At 46.3% G+C, this 15933-nt stretch carries 16 protein-coding genes; 3 read left to right on the forward strand and 13 right to left on the reverse strand.

From position 1 onward, the window contains the following. Window positions 1-309: 309 nt before the first annotated feature. Window positions 310-1110 carry a formate/nitrite transporter family protein gene (locus tag NYE28_RS14215; protein WP_007408225.1) on the reverse strand — a complete coding sequence of 267 codons (801 nt, stop codon included), beginning with the start codon at window positions 1108-1110 and terminating at the stop codon, window positions 310-312. A 266-nt stretch (window positions 1111-1376) separates the two neighbouring features. Then, window positions 1377-1745, reverse strand: coding sequence for a DUF2294 domain-containing protein (locus NYE28_RS14220; protein WP_007408224.1), 369 nt, complete (start codon window positions 1743-1745; stop codon window positions 1377-1379). A gap of 306 nt (window positions 1746-2051) precedes the next feature. Here NYE28_RS14220 and fdhF point away from each other — a divergent pair, with 306 nt between their 5' ends. Both fdhF and NYE28_RS14230 read left to right on the forward strand, forming a co-directional pair. Further along, window positions 2052-4994: a formate dehydrogenase subunit alpha gene (gene fdhF / locus NYE28_RS14225; RefSeq protein WP_100001722.1), complete on the forward strand. Its 2943-nt coding sequence runs from the start codon at window positions 2052-2054 to the stop codon at window positions 4992-4994. A gap of 17 nt (window positions 4995-5011) precedes the next feature. Beyond that, window positions 5012-5503, forward strand: coding sequence for a DUF1641 domain-containing protein (locus NYE28_RS14230; protein WP_085342221.1), 492 nt, complete (start codon window positions 5012-5014; stop codon window positions 5501-5503). A 39-nt stretch (window positions 5504-5542) separates the two neighbouring features. On the opposite strand, the gene NYE28_RS14235 is transcribed toward NYE28_RS14230, so the two are convergent. The 5 genes from NYE28_RS14235 to NYE28_RS14255 form a co-directional block, all read right to left on the reverse strand. After that, entirely contained in the window at window positions 5543-5773 is a 231-nt protein-coding gene (locus NYE28_RS14235) for a YrhC family protein (RefSeq protein WP_012118061.1), read from the reverse strand. Between the two features lie 83 nt (window positions 5774-5856). Further along, a complete protein-coding gene (locus NYE28_RS14240; RefSeq protein WP_342490144.1) occupies window positions 5857-6999 on the reverse strand; it encodes a bifunctional cystathionine gamma-lyase/homocysteine desulfhydrase in 1143 nt (380 codons plus the stop codon). Between the two features lies 1 nt (window position 7000). Then, window positions 7001-7924, reverse strand: coding sequence for an O-acetylserine dependent cystathionine beta-synthase (locus NYE28_RS14245; protein ID WP_326142768.1), 924 nt, complete (start codon window positions 7922-7924; stop codon window positions 7001-7003). A gap of 47 nt (window positions 7925-7971) precedes the next feature. Further along, the gene (gene mtnN / locus NYE28_RS14250) at window positions 7972-8667 is read right to left on the reverse strand and encodes a 5'-methylthioadenosine/S-adenosylhomocysteine nucleosidase (protein WP_003152774.1); all 696 of its coding nucleotides are present in this window, start codon (window positions 8665-8667) and stop codon (window positions 7972-7974) included. Window positions 8668-8687: 20 nt separating this feature from the next. Beyond that, a complete protein-coding gene (locus NYE28_RS14255) occupies window positions 8688-9329 on the reverse strand; it encodes a class I SAM-dependent methyltransferase (RefSeq protein ID WP_012118064.1) in 642 nt (213 codons plus the stop codon). A gap of 183 nt (window positions 9330-9512) precedes the next feature. Between NYE28_RS14255 and NYE28_RS14260 the strand changes: the two genes are divergently transcribed. After that, window positions 9513-9716, forward strand: coding sequence for a YrzA family protein (locus tag NYE28_RS14260; RefSeq protein WP_100001724.1), 204 nt, complete (start codon window positions 9513-9515; stop codon window positions 9714-9716). A 39-nt stretch (window positions 9717-9755) separates the two neighbouring features. On the opposite strand, the gene NYE28_RS14265 is transcribed toward NYE28_RS14260, so the two are convergent. From NYE28_RS14265 to NYE28_RS14290, 6 genes are all read right to left on the reverse strand, one after another. Next, window positions 9756-10472: a DUF1510 family protein gene (locus NYE28_RS14265; protein WP_014305483.1), complete on the reverse strand. Its 717-nt coding sequence runs from the start codon at window positions 10470-10472 to the stop codon at window positions 9756-9758. 63 nt (window positions 10473-10535) lie between these two features. After that, on the reverse strand, window positions 10536-12290 hold the full coding sequence (locus NYE28_RS14270) for a penicillin-binding protein 2 (RefSeq protein WP_015417895.1): 1755 nt from the start codon (window positions 12288-12290) through the stop codon (window positions 10536-10538). A gap of 52 nt (window positions 12291-12342) precedes the next feature. Further along, window positions 12343-12816 carry a transcription elongation factor GreA gene (gene greA / locus NYE28_RS14275; RefSeq protein WP_003152766.1) on the reverse strand — a complete coding sequence of 158 codons (474 nt, stop codon included), beginning with the start codon at window positions 12814-12816 and terminating at the stop codon, window positions 12343-12345. Between the two features lie 253 nt (window positions 12817-13069). Continuing rightward, window positions 13070-13705 carry a uridine kinase gene (gene udk / locus NYE28_RS14280; RefSeq protein ID WP_003152763.1) on the reverse strand — a complete coding sequence of 212 codons (636 nt, stop codon included), beginning with the start codon at window positions 13703-13705 and terminating at the stop codon, window positions 13070-13072. A gap of 6 nt (window positions 13706-13711) precedes the next feature. Then, complete coding sequence (locus NYE28_RS14285) at window positions 13712-14980, reverse strand: U32 family peptidase (protein WP_003152759.1); 1269 nt, start codon at window positions 14978-14980, stop codon at window positions 13712-13714. Window positions 14981-14997: 17 nt separating this feature from the next. After that, window positions 14998-15927, reverse strand: a complete 930-nt coding sequence (locus tag NYE28_RS14290) for a peptidase U32 family protein (protein WP_007408214.1) — start codon at window positions 15925-15927, stop codon at window positions 14998-15000. Window positions 15928-15933: the final 6 nt, after the last annotated feature.

Here is a 15933-nt window from a genome sequence, read left to right on the forward strand (position 1 = left end):
CCGCAGACAAAAGAAGACGGTGCTTCTTTCCCTGCGGGGAGCTGCGAATGTCCTGATACTCCGAAATTAACGTGCTTGACGGGCAGAGGTTAAGGAAGGACACGAACTCTTCCACAGGCTGAATCGGTTCAATTGTAGATTTTGATTGCCGTTTAACGTCGTCATGTGATTCAACCTCCCTTTGCTTTTTTCTTACTTTGTAAGTATATCCATCAGCTTCCATTTTGTAAACATTTTTTTTAAGATTTGGACGGAAAATGTGCTGGCATTCCGCTTCAATTGTCCGTGTTTTCCGGCATCTTTCTTACCTCAGGAAACTCTTTTCATCCCTTGCTTTTTCTGATCTTTTTTTGAATATGCAATAAAATAAATAAGGCCGACAAACACTGCCCCGCCGATGACATTCCCGATAAAGGCCGGAATGAGATTGCCAATCAGATCACCCCACGAAAAAGAACCTGCAAATATCGCAGCCGGGATGATAAACATATTGGCTACAACGTGCTGAAAACCAATTGCGACAAACGCCATAATCGGAAACCATATACCCGCGATTTTTCCGGCTCCGTCTTCTGCACCGAAAGAAAGCCAGACGGCCAAACAGACAAGCCAGTTACAGCCGATCGCCGAAACAATGACTTTTCCAAACGGCATATCCAATTTGCCTTGTGCGACCGCAATTGTTTTTTCCAAGTAAGGTCCTGTTTCGGTTAATCCGACAACATGTCCGAAAAAGTAAGCGACAAACAGTGCGCCGACAAGATTCATCAACGTCACGATCACCCAATTTTTCACTAATGCACCGGCGGATATTCTTCTGGAAAACAGCGCCATGGATACCGACATCATATTTCCCGTAATCAGCTCCGCGCCGGCAAGAACGACGAGCACCAATCCGATGGGAAACACGGACGCCCCGATTAAACTCGACAGGCTTCCCCATTCTTTCGGAAGGTCGCCGATGACACGGATATCAAGCAAATAACCGAGTGCGATAAACGCTCCTCCCAAAAATCCTAATACAATCAGTGCTGAAAGCGGTGAATGCACCTTTTTTACCCCTGATTCGACCGCAAGCTCCGCTATTTCGTCCGGTTTACGAAAAGCCATAATAACCCCTCCATTTATCATTTCAGCCCGCAGTTTCCAAAGACGCCTAACAAAAAAGGCAGCATTCAACTAACCCGTCTGAAAAAACGGGGTTTGAATGCTGCCTAACTTGTATGCATACCCATACAACAATATCAAGCAGAATGAAAATATGCGGTATAGAATATGTACAGATCATGCACACATTCCATAAAAAATCGTCCTTAGGCCACTGCTGGCAGTTCATATCATATCAAATGTGACAATTTCGTGTCAATTGAATATTGTCAGCTTTTGATTTCTTCTTTATGCTCTTCAATTGAGCGGTCAAAGACAAACACCGATACGGCAATATTTTCCTCTATTTTAATATCTGAAAACAGATGCACAAGCTTTGCTCCGATGAGCTCTTCCATTCCGTCAGGCGTTTGTTTTGAATACAGTTCCTGAATTAAGCTGGTACGCGCCGCATGAACCATTTCTCTTCCTTCAGGCGTGCGTGCGATAAACTGCTCACTTGCGCTTAGATTGCCGTAAAGTGTAGATACCGCCATGTTATCCACAAAAACGGTGTGAATTCGTTCAGGCCCCTTTCCAAATAATTCTTTGCGCAATTTCCGGATAATATCGTTAAATTCATGAATTTTTTTAGACATATTGTCCCCTCCGATTTTAGCCTATGAAAGACATTCCCGGTTCCCCTTTGTGACATTTCACCTGGTTAAAGTTTTCCTTTCGTATTGTATTATAATAAATATCACCTTATAATAAAAGCAGTGAAGATGGATTTGTAATAGGAAACGTGTTATGAGTCTATCGTTTTATACAAATAGGATTGGTCTGTTAGTAAGACTTGCTAGTGAACTATTCCGCCATGCGTATTTATACCGTTTTCCGTACAGGAGGCCGGTATCTATGTGCATGGCTTTTTTTCGAGTTTAAAAGATGGAGGGGAATTGGAAGTGACAGACGTTCAGTCTATCCGTGTCAAAATTGACGGCACGGAGTATGAAGCACCAGAGGGGTCTAAGATTTTAGATATTTTAAACCAAAACGGAATTGAGATTCCGCAAATATGCCATGTACCGGAAGTGGATCCGATTCAAACATGTGACACCTGTATTGTTGAAGTAAACGGGAAATTGCAGCGCTCTTGTTCCACGGCTGCAGAAAACGGGATGTCCATCTCGCTTACGTCGGGAAGGGTAAAAGAGGCTCAGACAGAGGCCATGGACCGCCTGCTCGAGAATCACCTGCTTTACTGTACGGTATGCGATAACAACAACGGCAACTGCACACTGCATAATACAGCGGAAATGATGGGAATTGAGCATCAGAAATATCCGTATACGCCGAAAGATGATTCAAAGTGCGCGGTTGATATGTCTCACCCGTTTTACCGCTATGATCCGAACCAATGCATCGCCTGCGGCCAATGTGTGGAAGTGTGTCAAAACCTTCAGGTGAATGAGACCCTTTCAATTGATTGGGAGCGCGACCGCCCGCGGGTCATTTGGGATGAAGGCGTCGCCATTAATGAATCTTCCTGCGTCAGCTGCGGCCAGTGTGTCACTGTCTGTCCTTGTAACGCACTGATGGAAAAATCAATGCTCGGCCAAGCCGGATTTATGACAGGAATAAAAGAAGATGTCATGGAACCGATGATTGATTTAGTGAAAAATGTTGAACCCGACTATACAAGCATCTTCGCCGTGTCTGAAGTGGAAGCGGCTATGCGCGATAAACGGACGAAAAAAACAAAAACAGTCTGCACGTTCTGCGGCGTCGGATGCTCTTTTGAAGTATGGACAAAAGGACGTGACATCCTTAAAATTCAGCCTGTTTCCGATGCTCCGGTTAACGCGATTTCCACTTGTGTGAAAGGGAAATTCGGCTGGGACTTCGTGAATTCGGAAGAACGGATTACAAAACCGCTTATCCGGAAAAACGGCGCATTTGTTGAATCGTCATGGGAAGAAGCTCTTGATCTTGTCGCTTCAAGACTCGGTTCGATCAAGGCCGAACACGGAAATGGTTCTGTCGGTTTTATTTCTTCTTCTAAAATTACGAATGAAGACAACTATGTCATCCAAAAATTAGCGCGCCAAGTATTTGAAACCAACAACGTGGATAACTGCTCACGCTACTGCCAGTCACCGGCAACGGACGGCTTATTCCGCACCGTCGGTATGGGCGGAGACGCCGGCACAATTAAAGATATCGCAAAAGCGGGCCTCGTGCTCATCGTCGGCGCCAATCCGGCGGAAGGACATCCGGTTCTGGCCACACGCGTGAAACGCGCCCATAAACTGCACGGCCAAAAACTGATTGTTGCCGATCTGCGCAGAAATGAAATGGCTGAACGGTCCGACCTCTTTATCAGCCCGAAACAAGGGACTGACCAGGTCTGGCTCATGGCAGTAACGAAATATATGATTGACCAAGGCTGGCACGATCAAGCGTTTATTGATGAAAATGTCAACTACTTTGATGATTATAAAGAAACGCTGGAAAAATACACATTGGAATATGCGGAGCGCATCACCGGACTTTCTCAGAATACGATCATCCGCATTGCCGAAATGATTCGTGATGCAGACGGCACTTGTGTTCTTTGGGGCATGGGCGTTACTCAAAATACAGGCGGCTCTGATACATCAGCGGCGATTTCCAACCTGCTGCTTGCCACAGGAAACTACCGCCGTCCGGGCGCCGGAGCCTATCCGCTGCGGGGACATAACAACGTTCAAGGCGCTTGCGATATGGGAACTCTTCCAGGCTGGCTTCCGGGGTATCAGCATATTACCGATGATGCGGCACGCGCTAAATTCGAAAAAGCTTACGGTGTTGAAATTGACGGCAAGCCGGGTCTTGATAATATCGAAATGCTCCATGCGATTGAAGAAGGAAACATGAAAGCCATGTATCTCGTCGGTGAAGATATGGCGCTCGTCGATTCAAACGCCAACCATGTTCATAACATTTTATCCAGCCTTGATTTCTTTGTTGTGCAGGATATTTTCCTTTCAAGAACGGCGCAATACGCGGATGTCATCCTGCCTGCGGTTCCATCTCTTGAAAAAGACGGAACATTTACAAACACAGAGCGGCGTGTGCAAAGATTGTATCAGGCGCTTCCGACACTCGGCGATGCAAAACCCGACTGGTGGATTATTCAGGAAGTCGCCAATCGTTTAGGCGCTGATTGGAATTACACGCATCCTAGCGACATTTTCTCAGAAATGGCGAGCCTTTCTCCGCTGTTCGGAAAAGCAAGTTATGACGTTCTTAGCGGCTGGAACAGCTTCTTGTGGGGAAGCTTTACGGGAGAAAGCACTCCGCTTCTTTATGAAGACGGCTTTAACTTCCCGGACAAAAAAGCCCGTTTTGCGCTGAGCGATTGGGTGGAGCCTGCTGTATTCCCTGAAGAATATGACCTGCATATTAACAACGGACGGATGCTTGAACATTTCCACGAAGGAAACATGACAAACAAGTCAAAAGGCATTCAGTCTAAAGTTCCGGATGTATTTGTTGAAGTATCGCCGGAGCTCGCGGCTGAACGCGGAATTTGCGACGGAACAATGATCCGGCTCGTCTCTCCTTTTGGGGCGGTTAAATTGAACGCGCTTGTGACAGACCGCGTCCGCGCAAATGAGCTTTATCTGCCGATGAACTCTACAGATAAAGATTCTGCGATTAATTTCCTGACCGGGCCTGCGTATGATTCACGGACACATACACCTGCCTATAAGCAGACAAAAGTCCGCATGGAAGTGCTTGGTTCCTGTGATACTCCGCCGCTTCCGAAAACAAATCCGCGGAACAAAAAACGTCATCCGCAAAACGGTGTGGAAGCTCAGCGAAAATGGAACCGTCCGGGCTATGTGCACTTAACTGATTAAGGAAAGGAGGAAACATTATGGCAAGCCCAATTACTGAAATTCAAAAAGAAACGAAAACAGAGGAACAGCTGAAAGCTGAAAAACTGGAAGAACTGAAGACGCTTCTCGCAGAAAATGAAGAAGCTGTCGCGAAAACGATGTCCATCATGGCAGAGCTGAATGGCTTGGGCATTTTTGATGCCGCCGGCTATATGCTCCAGGCAAAAGAGGAGATTGCCAAAATCGCACTCGGACAGATTTCCCGGGAACCTGTCACCAATCTCCTAAATACGATGATGGCCGCGGGAGGCGCGCTGTCAAAAGCTGATCCCGAATTTATGGGCAGACTTTTAGAAAGCGCCATGGCCGGGACGGATCAGGCGCAAAGATTTTTAAAAGAGGACAGGAAAGTCAGTATGTTTGAACTGATGAAAGCCGTCGGTGATCCTGATATTAACCGCGCGCTCGGCTTCGGGCTGCAGTTTTTAAAAGGGATGGGAAAAGAATTACGCGAACCCCCGTCTGAATAAGAAACGAAAAAGCCATTGTCAAAAGACAATGGCTTTTTTTTATTCATCGGCCTCTTCCAGCCTCTTTTTATAAATAAGTGAACGGTCAACGCAGAAATAAGCGCCCGCTAAAAATACACAATCCGTTACAAACATCAGCATTTTCTGGCCCGCAGTCAGCCCTTGTCCGGGAAGAACCGCGCCGATATAAATGAAGGTGCTGACTGCAAGCAGAATAAATGCGTAATGCTTAAAATCTTCTATTAATGATTTCAGTCTTTTCTTCTCCATATAAGGTCACCTGCCAGTTTTATAGTCTACCAACATTATAATACAAGCTGACAGCCGACAGAGAATGTAAATCTATCCATTCTTTATAAAAGTGAATCAAGCGCCTGTTTCACATCCGCCGTTAAATCCTCAGTATCCTCAATACCGACCGAGATCCGCACGAGCCCGTCGGTAATGCCAAGCGCAAGCCGGCGGTCGCGCGGGATCGATGCGTGCGTCATTCTGGACGGCACGGAGATTAGGCTTTCAACCGCTCCTAAACTTTCCGCGATCGTAAACAGGTTCAATTTTTCTAAAAACGCGTCGACGCGTTCGCTGCTGCCGACATCAAAGGAAATCATTCCGCCGAAACCGGAGCTTTGCGCTTTTGTCAGCTCATGGCCCGGGTGTTTCGCTGATCCGGGATAGTAGAGCGTCTGAACGGCATCATGTGCTTCAAGCAGCTCGGCGATTTTTCCGGCGCTGTGATTGATGGCATCCATTCTGAGTCCCAGCGTTTTAATGCCTCTCATCAAAAGCCATGAATCCTGCGGTCCTAAAACGCCGCCCGTTGAGTTTTGCACATAATGAAGCTTTTCGCCCAGTTCTTTATCAGCCGTGACGACTAAGCCGCCGACGACATCACTGTGGCCGCCGAGATATTTTGTCGCGCTGTGCAGCACGATGTCCGCGCCGAAGCTGAGCGGCTGTTGGAAATACGGCGTGTAAAACGTATTATCGACGATAAGCAATACGCCCGCTTCTTTTGCGATGTCAGACATCAGTTTGAGGTCAGTCACTTTCAATAGTGGGTTTGTCGGTGTTTCGATATAAATGGCTTTCGTATTCGGACGGATGGCTTTTTGGACTTTTTCTTTGCTGCTCGTATCGACAAAGTCCGCTTCAATGCCGAAGCGGTTCAGCACGCCTGTCATCACCCGGTAAGTGCCGCCGTATACATCATCCGTCATAATAACATGATCGTCGCTGTCAAACAGCATCATGACGGCAGTAATCGCAGCCATGCCTGAGCCGAACGCATATCCTGCCGCGCCGCCTTCAAGCTCCGCAATTAAGCTTTCAAGCGCCGTCCGCGTCGGATTGGCCGTTCTTGAATATTCATAACCCGTGTGCTCGCCCGCTTTCGGCTGTTGGTACGTGCTTACTTGATAAATCGGTACGGAAACCGCTCCTGTTTTTTCATCTCCCGTAATCCCTCCGTGCACCATCAGCGTTTTTTTCTTCATCTTACTGACCTCCTTGAAAAATGTTTTTGCTTATATATCGATCGCTGCCGTCAGGGAAAATAGTGACGATATTTGATCCGGCGGGCGCTTTTTTCGCTTCTTCAAGCGCTGCATAAAGAGCCGCCCCTGAAGAGCTTCCGATTAAGAGGCCTTCTTTCTCAGCCGCTTCTCTGACAAGCGAAAACGCCGTATCGTCTTCCACCGTGTAAATGGCGTCAAAATGGTTCTCGTCCATATAATCCGGGATAAACTCCATGCCGATGCCTTCCGTTTTATGGGCATGCGGCTCTCCGCCATTCAGGATCGAGCCTTCCGGTTCAACGATCACCGTTTTGACGGCAGGATTTTTCTCCTTTAAATAAGCTGCCGTACCGGCAAAGGTGCCGCCGGAACCCGCTCCTGCGACAAAAGCGTGGATATCCCCGCCGAGCGCGTTCCATATTTCAGGTCCGATCGTTTTGTAGTAAGTCAATGGATTTACTCGGTTTTTAAATTGCAGAACGGCATAAGAATTATTAATCTCTCTCTCCAGTTCAAGCGCTTTTCGGATGGCTCCCTGCATGCCTTCTTCTCTCGGCGTATGCACGATGTCCGCTCCGAGAGCTTTCATAATTTGCTGCTTTTCTCTGCTGAAATGCTCCGGGACGCAAAAAATGGCGCGAAGCTGATGCTTTCTGGCGCACAGAGCGAGTCCGATCCCGGTGTTTCCGGCAGTCGCCTCAATGATAACGCCGCCCGGTTTCACCTTTCCCGTGCGAAGCGCATCTTCAATGAGCATCCCGCCCAGCCTGTCTTTAATGCTTCCGCCCGGATTCATCATCTCAAGCTTAGCATAAACCGCTGTTCCCTCCGGTAGATCAAAATGCTTGAGACGGAGCAGCGGTGTATTTCCGATCAGTTCTGTAATATCTGTTATCACGTTCAAGATATGTCCTCCTCCTGGAAAAGCGGAGGAGAACGAGAATCCCCCGCTTAGTGAATTCGTTTGATGACATTCAGGACAAGCTCAGTTGAATGAACGGCAGCCTGTTCTAAAAATTTATCAAATGAAACGTCAGATTCTTTTCCGGCAATATCAGATAAAGCTCTGATGACAACAAAAGGCGTTTTGAACTGATGGCACACCTGTGCGACAGCCGCAGCTTCCATCTCAACCGCGTACAAATCCGCAAATTTGGCGCGTACGTCTTCAACCCGCTTCGGATCATTCATAAAAGAATCTCCCGTTGCGATTGTGCCTTTGGCGACTTGAATGCCGTTCAGTTCAGAAACCGCTTCCTCAGTAATACTGATCAGCTTTTCATCAGCTTTGTATGCTGCCGGAAGACCCGGCACCTGTCCGTATTCATAGTCAAACGCCGTCACATCCACGTCATGATGGCGGACATCTGTTGAGATGACGACGTCGCCTACATTCAATGTATGATGAAAACCGCCCGCTGAGCCTGTGTTAATCACATAATCAGGTTTGAAACGGTCAAGCAGAAGCGTCGTGCTGATCGCCGCGTTGACTTTCCCGATACCTGATTTCAGCAAGATGACTTCGACGCCTTCATAGCTGCCAGTTGTAAACTCACAGTGAGCGATCATCTCTTGTTTTGCGTCTTTCAGTTTGCTTCTTAAAATCGTAACTTCCTCTTCCATTGCTCCGATGACTGCCAGTTTCATTTATACACAATCCCTTCGATTTACCGTTTAATCGCCTCCATTATCCAGACAAAGTCATTTTGCTGCGTAAACCGCGCGGCAAATCCCTCTTCTGAAAAGATGTTTTTCATTGTCCCGAGTGTCGGATAATGTTCCGTCTTTAAATCGTCCGCTAATTGATGATAGCCGTTTCGGATTGCTTTTTTAATGGCTTCATCATAAGCTTCATGATCTTTAAAGACTGTATCGGCAAACACTATTTTATCATGCTTCTGAAGGATTGCGCCATACTGCTTTACAGCCGTTCGCTTTTCTTCATCGGTTAAATGATGAAAGGCGTACGAGCTGACGATGGTATCTATTTGAAAAGGCGGAGCGGGAAACTCCAGAAAATCTCCGTCACTGAACACGGCTTTGTCAGAAAGCTTGTCAGCCGCCAGTTTTCTCATTGACGGAGACGGTTCTACACCAAACACCTTTTTGTTCGCAGCGGCTAATTTCGCCGTTAAATTCCCCGTTCCCGGTCCGAACTCTAAAACGTTTGAACCTGAAAGTGCGACAATGCTGTCAAGAATGTTGTCATATCCTTTAAAAACAGCGGCATATTGTTTGTCAGCCCCGTGCACTGTGGCGTCATAAGTCGCTGCCCAATCTTCAAATAAAGGAATAAATTCACGGCCCATATTTTTCACTCTCCATAATTTATAATTCCTATGAGTATAGTATGGATTAATCGTGGAACAGTTCCTATCCTATCACAAAAAAGAATGGAAGGGTACTAAAATACTTTGGGATTATTGCGCAATTACGGCAGAAAGGCTTATACTTTCATTGACTCAGAAGAAAAATCAGGAGGATCTGTACTGATGAATTTTCAATTGGATTTAATCAAAGATAAAGTAGAATTTTTCGAAGCGGCATCTTTGCAGGAGCTTGAAAAGAAAATAAACGTTCAGATTGAAAACAACCAGGCGATTATGCTTCGCGTCCGTTCCATATCCCATCAGGTGACGGCCGTTGACGGCAGAATCCTTTACAGCGCGTCGGTGCATTTTTCAGCTGACGTATGACAGAAAAAAGCAGCTGAATAATCAGCTGCTTTTTTGCGGTTATTTTAAGGTTTCTACTTTTGTCGGCTTCCAGCCTTTTTTGTCTTTCCAAGTGATGGTGACCTGATACTTTTTGCCGTTCGTTTTGTCTAAAACTTTACCCTTCGCATCTTGCGGGCTTCCATTGTTTCCGAGCCACAGCACTGTCATATGATCTTTTGACACGCCTGTTGCGTAAGAGATGGCGTCAAGCATTTCGGACCAGTCTTCAGAGCTTGAGTCATACGTCGCCGCATGTTCTCCCGTCTGCTTTGTGCCGACCGCTTTCCATTTTGGGTTAACAATTGTTTTCTCGACATCGCTTGATGAGCCGCCCTCTGTTATTTTTGCGCCTTTAAAAGGATCGCTTGAATCAGAGTCTTTTTTGCTGCTGTCATCACTTTTCGATGAATCATCGTCTTTTTTGCTGTCAGAGTCTGAAGATGAATCAGATGTGTCCTTATCCTGTTTATCTTTTTTGTCATCGTCTGATGCCGTATCTTTTTTGCTGTCTTTTATGTCTTCATCCGATGTCTGCTTCGTCTTGCCTGATGCAGGTGTTTCCTGCTTCTGGCTCGTGTCCGCTTTTTCGCTCACGTCGCTCGACGGACTGTTGATGAAGAGGCTGACGGCAACGACGACAATAAGAATAGATACGATAGCAATTAAAATGTTAAGCACCATATTTGCTTTTCTGCGCTTATCACGGTTTTCAAAACGAGATTGTTTATTGCTCAATCATTCTGCACTCCTTTATCCCTCTTGCTCAGCATATATTTTAACATGGGCTGAGCGGTTGTTCTATGTCTGATTTATTTCATTTTCATGTACCTTTTTAACAATATCATAAAACACTGTATTTGTCAGAGCCTTATCCCCCGGCGTGTCCATGTGCAGCACCACGAGAGCATATTTCGGCTTGTCCGCGGGAAAGTATCCCGCAAACCATTTGTGGTAAAGCGTCTGTTTTTCTTTTGTGAACATTCCCGTCTGGGCCGTTCCCGATTTGCCTGCTATCTCATACGGCAGATCCTGAAACCTTCGGCCGGTTCCTTTCGGTGAGGTGACGACTTCTCTGAGAATTTTTTGAAGCTGCTGCGCCGTATATTTGTCGATGTTTTCCCCTTTTAACGGCTGATCTTTGAATGACGCCATCGTCGTTTTGTTTTTGTATTCAATTTTGTCCGCGATTTTGACTTGTTTTTTTTCACCGCCGCGCGCGATCGCCGCCATCATATTGGCGACTTCAAGAGGCGTGACTTTCACGTTTTTTTGCCCGATCGCCGTCTGTGCGACGGCTTTTTTTACGGTTTTGTCTTTGTCATCTCCCCAAATGACCCCGCTTTTTTCATTATACAGCTGCCTGAATCCGTCTTCCCGGTACAGCTTGCCTTCCCAGCCCGCCCGCTGGGTGAGACCGAGTTTTTCCGCCATGTTTTCAATAACGGAATCATCTTTTTTGATCAATTTTTCCGCAAGGCTTGTAAACGTATAATTGCAGCTTTGGGCAAAGCTTTCTCCAAAACTGAGCGTGCCTTTGTCATCCCCCGGCTCTCCGTACAGGTTGAGATTGCAGTTAAAGGATGTGCCCGGCTTCACTTCGTTTTGTTCTATGGCGGCTGCGGCGATCACCGTTTTAAACACTGATCCCGGATAAATCGGCGTCAGCATGTAATTTTGCAGTGTCTGCTGCTTTGACATGTCGGCGTCAGGCTTTGATACCATTCCGAGCACACTGCTTTTTTCAATGTCTAAAAGGACGGCTCCCCCCTTTTTTAACCCGCGGTCTTTCAATACATCTTCCATTGCTTTTTGAATATTGCGGTCGATGGAGGTTTTGACTTGCAGCGGATAAAACGCGTTTGCTTCAGCCGTATATTTGACGTCCATTCCGAATAAAGGGTTTCCCCTTCCGTCGACATGATACAAAAGTTTTGTGTCCTGATCCGCCAGTAAAAACTCATCAAACGTCCGCTCCATCCCGCTTGTCCCGATCTTTGCCGTGATCGGCAGTTCCTTCCTGCCGGGGTATTTCTTTTTCAAAAGCTCAGGGTCCTGGTTTGTCGCGCCCAACAGATGAGCGGCTATGTTTGTTTCTTTGCTGTCTTTCATATATACGCCGTAAATGCCGGGATATTTCAAAGAATTGATATTTGACACGGATTGTTTCGTCAAATGTTTTATTTTTCTGCTGTTCAGGACCACCGGTTTTTTCGCTTCCGTGAGCAGCTGCCTGAGCTCCCCCTGTTTCATTCCGAGAATGTCTGATACCCGGTCAACCGGCCAATCCTGCGTCACGAGAAAGGGAAACAGTATGACGGCAGGCTGCTTTTTTCCGGTCAGTTCTTTGCCGTTCCGATCAAGAAAAGAGCCGCGTCCATCTGAAATAAGGACTTCTTCCGTCCGCTGCTTGACGCTTTCCTGAATCAGATTAATATTGGATTTTGAAAAAGATTCTGTAAAAAACAACTGAATTTCAGCCAGCCTCGCAAGCAGAAAGAAAAACACAAGCAGAAAACAAATCACGGCCGTTTTCAGCCTTTTTGATACGATCATAAAAAACACCTCATCCACATTTTGGACGAGGTGTTTCATTGTTAAACGGATCTTATGAAATTTTCACAATTTTCACGAGCATTTCTCCGCCCGGCGTCTGAACTGTCACTTCTTCGTCCACTTTTCTGCCGAGCAGGCTTTTGGCGATTGGCGAGTCGTTTGAAATTTTCCCTTCAAACGGATCGGCTTCAGCGCTTCCGACAATCGTGTAAGATTCTTCTTCACCGTCCGGCAATTCGATGAATGATACGGTTTTTCCCAAACCGACTACATTTGAACCGCCGTCGTCCTCGATGATTTTCGCATTGCGGATCATGTTTTCAAGCGTCGTGATGCGCCCTTCCACAAATGCCTGTTCTTCTTTTGCAGAATCATACTCAGAGTTCTCTGACAGATCTCCGAAGCTTCTTGCGATTTTAATTCGTTCTACTACTTCTTTACGTTTAACCGTTTTCAATTGCTCTAATTCTTGTTCTAGTTTTTGTTTTCCTTCGTGAGTCATCGGAAAAACTTTTTCTTGTGCCATGTTCCTTCACTCCTTGGTGGTTGTCCCTCAACAATAACGTGTGATTATGTATGAGAGCATAAACGAAAAAATCAAGAATGAGAACACAGGGCAGTCCTCGTTCTTCTCTCCCATATAGGTACTGTTTATCTTAAACTGAATGTGTGTTTTCTGCAAATGTTTCGGTTTATAAACAGGGAAAGAAGGGAACTGTCTCATTCCCTTCCAGCCTATACATAATATGGTCTGAGTTATTTATGTCTATGCTATGGTATTACAAAATTGCATTTTGTTCAAGGATCGTTTGAATCTTCGTGACCATCAGATCAATTGCGACGTGGTTTTGTCCGCCTTCCGGAATAATGATGTCCGCGTAGCGTTTCGTCGGTTCAACAAACTGATTGTGCATCGGTCTGACGACGGACACATACTGCTCAATGACAGAATCGATTGAACGGCCTCTTTCGTTAATATCTCTCATAATCCGTCTGATGATACGGAGATCCGCGTCCGTGTCGACATAAAGTTTCATATCCATGAGGTCGCGAAGTCTTTTATCTTCGAGAACGAGAATGCCTTCCAGAATAATGACATCCTTCGGCTCAACCGGAATGGTTTCCTCAGAACGCGTATGCAGTTTATAATCATAAATCGGCTTTTCTATCGGCCGGTAATTCAAAAGCTCCTGAATATGCTCGATTAAATAGTCATTATCAAATGCGAGCGGGTGATCATAGTTTGTGTTCAGCCTTTCTTCAAACGGAAGATGGCTTTGGTCTTTATAATAAAGGTCTTGCTGGATCATTAAAATCGAGTGTCCTTTAAACTGTTCATAGATGGAACGGGTGACGCTTGTTTTTCCTGATCCGGAACCTCCTGCGATGCCTATAACTACAGGACTCTTACCCATTGGTGATTACTTCCCCTTTCTCATCATGTTGCTCGGATAAATCTTTTTGTCTACTTTAAATGTAACGATTTGCAGGGGATGGCGGGCAGCATCAAGCTCGTTTCCGTCTTCGTCCCAAATAGTGCCGATTGTGAATGTGAAATTGTCGATTTCAGGACCGAAAAATTCCACTTCGTCACCTTGTTTAAAGAAATTGCGCTGCTGGAGCGTCACCATTTGAGTTTCCTCGTTATACGCGAGCACGAGACCGGCAAAATCAAATGTTGTTTTCTTTCCGTGTTCGCCGAACATCTGCTCTTCATACCCGGGCGTGCCTTCAAAGAAAGCAGGCGCGGTATCCCGGTTTGCACATTTGTCCAGCTCATCCAGCCATTCTTTTTGAATGACAAAGTTTTCAGGATCAGCGCAGTATGCGTCGATGACTTTGCGATACACGCTGACAACCGTCGCAACGTAATGAATCGATTTCATCCGGCCTTCAATTTTCAGGCTGTCGATGCCCATCTCGATCATTTGCGGAATGGATTCAATCAGTTTTAAATCTTTCGGGCTCATCGCAAACGGAGCGTCTTCTTCGTCATAGAGCGCGACCGCGTTTGCACCATCTGTCTGATACAGGTCATAATCCCAGCGGCAGGACTGACAGCAGCCGCCGCGGTTGGAATCCCGGGCCGTCATGTGATTGCTCAGCACGCATCGGCCTGAATAAGCGATACACATGGCGCCGTGGATAAAGGTTTCAATTTCAATATCCACCTTTTCCTTCATTTCTTTAATTTCCAGTCCGCTCGTTTCACGGGCAAGCACCACGCGGTCAAGCCCTTCTTCTTTCCAGAACTGCACCGCTTTCCAGTTGGAAAGGGACTGCTGTGTACTGAGGTGAATTTCTACGTCCGGGGCCACTCTCCGGCATGTTTCAATAATCAGCGGATCAGCGACGATAATTCCGGCAACTTTTGCGTCTCCCAACGCTTTTAAGTATTCTTCCAGACCGTCCATATTTTCATTATGGGCGAAAATGTTTGTTGTCACATATATTTTTGCCCCGTATTTTTTGGCAAATTCTACGCCCTCTGCGATTTCTTCTATTGAGAAGTTATCCGCATTTGAGCGGAGTCCGTATTCCTGTCCTCCGATAAAAACCGCGTCCGCTCCGTAATGAACGGCAATTTTTAATTTTTCAAGGTTTCCTGCCGGAGCAAGGAGTTCAGGTTTTTTCGTAATGACGCGTTTTCCGTTTACTACTTTGGAAATGGTTTGATTTACGGCTGTCATCCGTTGCACCCTCCTTTTTAATAGACCGTTTCTTTAAAGAAGAATCCTGTGTCGATGCTTCTGTTCACAGGCTGAATGCTTTCAATCCGCTCTATCCAGCTCTCTTTTTTCTCTTCGTATGTCTCCCGGCTTTCGAAGCACAAATCGATTGCTTCTCTGTACATGCGGGTCACTTCAGTTAAGTATTCAGGAGACTTCAAAACTCCGTCGATTTTGAAAGAATCGATGCCGGCGTCCATCAGGTCCTCTAATTCATCAATCATGCACACATCGTTCGGGCTCATGATGTGCGTGCCGTTTTCATCTTCAAAAATCGGGTATTTATTGCCCCGTTCCTTGTCATGCAGAAACATCCCCGCTTCTTTTTTCTTCTGTTCGATGTCCATGACTTTACCCTGGTATTCGAAGTAATGGCCCACTAAAGAACGCTTCGATTGGAACATGCACGTCATGCCGTGGATTTGAATTTCAATTTCCACTTCGGCGTTTTCTTTTATGTCAATGATGCTGTCCATATTTAATTCCTTAGCCAGCACTGCCCGCCGTGCGCCTTTGCGTCCCCAGTAATTGCAGGAATAGTAGTTGGTTCCCGTTGTTTCCGTGCTCCAATGCAGTTTAAGCTCGGGAGCCGCTTCACGCGCCGCCATTAAAACGGCCGGATCACCGAAAACAGCCGCATCAACGCCGGCCTCCTGCAAAAAGGCAAGATAGCCGTTCAGCTCGTCCACTTTTTCGTTGTGAAAAATAGCATTGACGGCGGCGTACACTTTCGCGCCTTCCTGATGAGCTGTCTTTACGGCTTCTTTTATATCTTCTCTTGAAAATTCACCGGCCAGTCTCAGACCGTATCTCTGTTCTCCGACCAACAGGGCCGTTGCGCCCGCTTGAATGAGCGGAAGAATATCCTGTACAGAAGTCGGAGTCACCAAAAGTTCAGGTTTTTTCATGATCCT

The organism is Bacillus sp. FSL R5-0443 (genome assembly GCF_038608285.1).
In the GTDB taxonomy this organism is placed as follows: Bacteria; Bacillota; Bacilli; order Bacillales; family Bacillaceae; genus Bacillus; species Bacillus velezensis.

Bases quoted from the DNA above. Each gene is read 5' to 3' on its own strand.
- NYE28_RS14215 (WP_007408225.1), bottom strand. From the start codon at position 1,110: ATGGCTTTTCGTAAACCGGACGAAATAGCGGAGCTTGCGGTCGAATCA.
- NYE28_RS14220 (WP_007408224.1), bottom strand. From the start codon at position 1,745: ATGTCTAAAAAAATTCATGAATTTAACGATATTATCCGGAAATTGCGC.
- NYE28_RS14230 (WP_085342221.1), top strand. From the start codon at position 5,012: ATGGCAAGCCCAATTACTGAAATTCAAAAAGAAACGAAAACAGAGGAA.
- NYE28_RS14235 (WP_012118061.1), bottom strand. From the start codon at position 5,773: ATGGAGAAGAAAAGACTGAAATCATTAATAGAAGATTTTAAGCATTAC.
- NYE28_RS14240 (WP_342490144.1), bottom strand. From the start codon at position 6,999: ATGAAGAAAAAAACGCTGATGGTGCACGGAGGGATTACGGGAGATGAA.
- mtnN (WP_003152774.1), bottom strand. From the start codon at position 8,667: ATGAAACTGGCAGTCATCGGAGCAATGGAAGAGGAAGTTACGATTTTA.
- NYE28_RS14255 (WP_012118064.1), bottom strand. From the start codon at position 9,329: ATGGGCCGTGAATTTATTCCTTTATTTGAAGATTGGGCAGCGACTTAT.
- NYE28_RS14260 (WP_100001724.1), top strand. From the start codon at position 9,513: ATGAATTTTCAATTGGATTTAATCAAAGATAAAGTAGAATTTTTCGAA.
- NYE28_RS14270 (WP_015417895.1), bottom strand. From the start codon at position 12,290: ATGATCGTATCAAAAAGGCTGAAAACGGCCGTGATTTGTTTTCTGCTT.
- greA (WP_003152766.1), bottom strand. From the start codon at position 12,816: ATGGCACAAGAAAAAGTTTTTCCGATGACTCACGAAGGAAAACAAAAA.
- udk (WP_003152763.1), bottom strand. From the start codon at position 13,705: ATGGGTAAGAGTCCTGTAGTTATAGGCATCGCAGGAGGTTCCGGATCA.
- NYE28_RS14285 (WP_003152759.1), bottom strand. From the start codon at position 14,980: ATGACAGCCGTAAATCAAACCATTTCCAAAGTAGTAAACGGAAAACGC.
- NYE28_RS14290 (WP_007408214.1), bottom strand. From the start codon at position 15,927: ATGAAAAAACCTGAACTTTTGGTGACTCCGACTTCTGTACAGGATATT.